Origin of the sequence: Daejeonella sp. (assembly GCF_049655485.1) — a bacterium.
Lineage (GTDB): Bacteria > Bacteroidota > Bacteroidia > Sphingobacteriales > Sphingobacteriaceae > Daejeonella.
Window position 1 is genome coordinate 1 of the sequence record NZ_JBASJU010000441.1, and the last position, 1,632, is coordinate 1,632.

Sequence of the window (1,632 nt, forward strand, 5' to 3'; positions counted from 1 at the left end):
GTATAGGATTTTACAGGCAGGGCTGTTAACAGCTTTACAGATCAAATGAGTTTGGTCCGCATGCTGAAGGAATAAATTTGGACTATCACTCAGAGGTTCTAAAACCATGATGATATTGTGAGGTGCGAGTATGTCGGCGCCACGACGCAGTGCTTCAATAACATGCCCGGTTTGAATGCCAATCGGCAGGTTTCTTTCGAAATCGCCTGGTACAACGGTCACCCATTTTGCGTCGACACGTTTTGCTACATTCACCGCTTCTGTACATCCCTTTAAAAAGATATCTATAAATTCTTTTTTTCCGGCTGCAAGGGTATTTGCTGAGTTACCACCCTTCTCAACTACAAACACGCCCATAGTCATTCCAAGCTTTGCCAGAGTATTACCTATTTTACTTTGCTCCTCCGGGCTGCGCTTCATCATCCCATTGTCTTCCAAGCTCCGAAAGCCTTGATCATGCATAAAGCTTATCTGTTCAATTATATCCTTTCCAGCATGGTTTTCGAACATCCCCGCATGAGGGGCATAATTTTGATTAAAAGTCTTTTGGGATTTCGTACCGGGCGGCAATACCGACGCTATTCCAGAATTAGCTGCCGTAGCTGTTAATCCTAAAAGAAGGCTTTTTTTTAGAAATTCGTCTCTGTTCATAGATGTTTAATTTGTGTAATCTATTCCCGCTTGTCGGGGATACTACTGCTGGCAGCCTCCTCTAATTTAAGGAAAACCTTGAACTTTGATCCTTTACCGAGCTCACTTTCAACCGATATTTTTCCATCAGCACTATTTACAATTTCTTTTACAAGGAATAGTCCGACACCATTCCCTTCTACCGAATCTCTAAGACGATGATACTTTGCAAAAATTGTCTTATAATTCTCCGGCGCTATTCCCTCCCCGTTATCGATAACACTAATAATCATGAATCCGTTCTCCACTTCCGTCCTTATAAGTATTTCGGGCCGCCGTTCTGGCGATGCGTATTTTATGGCATTGCTCACCAGATTATAAAGCAGGCTGCGAAGTTTGCGCCTGACAAATACGATTTCTGAAGCCCCGATCTTGCTTTTGAGAATGGTTTTTGACTCTTCGATTTGGGGAGCGAGGGTCATCCTAACATCCTCAATGATATGCTCTATATTAATAAGCTCTTCTACTGCCTGGTACCTATGCTGCTGCCAACGCGATCGGGTAAGGTCATTGATGATCTGTTGCATATTTACAAGGCTGCTCTCAACATTTGCCAACAGAATCGGAAATTTCTCCATTCCTTTTTCTGGTATTTTCTTGAGCATCTGAATTGTCAAATTAAGTGCGGTTAATGGCGATTTAATATCATGTGAGATAGTATCCAGCAACATCTCATGTTCCGCGATAAGTTTTTCCTGTTCTTTAAGATCTTTAATACGCATTGTAATCTCCACAAAAGTGATGATCACGCCGTTATTTCTATTTTCCTTGACAATAAGATAAGGGATTATATTCATTTGATACCAGCGCATATCAGTTGTCTGGATTTCTTTTTCGAGTATTTCCCCGGTGTCTATTACATGTTGGATATTGTCTATTATTGCCGGGAAACGGAAATTTTCCTTAACATCAGCAAGTGGCCGGCCGACATCTGCCAGGGCC

Annotated in this window: 2 protein-coding genes; both read right to left on the reverse strand. The window is 42.0% G+C overall.

Annotation, left to right across the window (positions count from 1 at the left end; all coding sequences use genetic code 11):
• Positions 1 to 651 (reverse strand): TIM barrel protein (locus tag WBJ10_RS17625; RefSeq protein WP_424292680.1); only part of this gene is annotated, 651 nt, incomplete at its 3' end.
• A gap of 20 nt (positions 652 to 671) precedes the next feature.
• Positions 672 to 1,632: ATP-binding protein (locus tag WBJ10_RS17630; RefSeq protein ID WP_424292682.1), on the reverse strand; the 961-nt coding region annotated here is incomplete at its 5' end.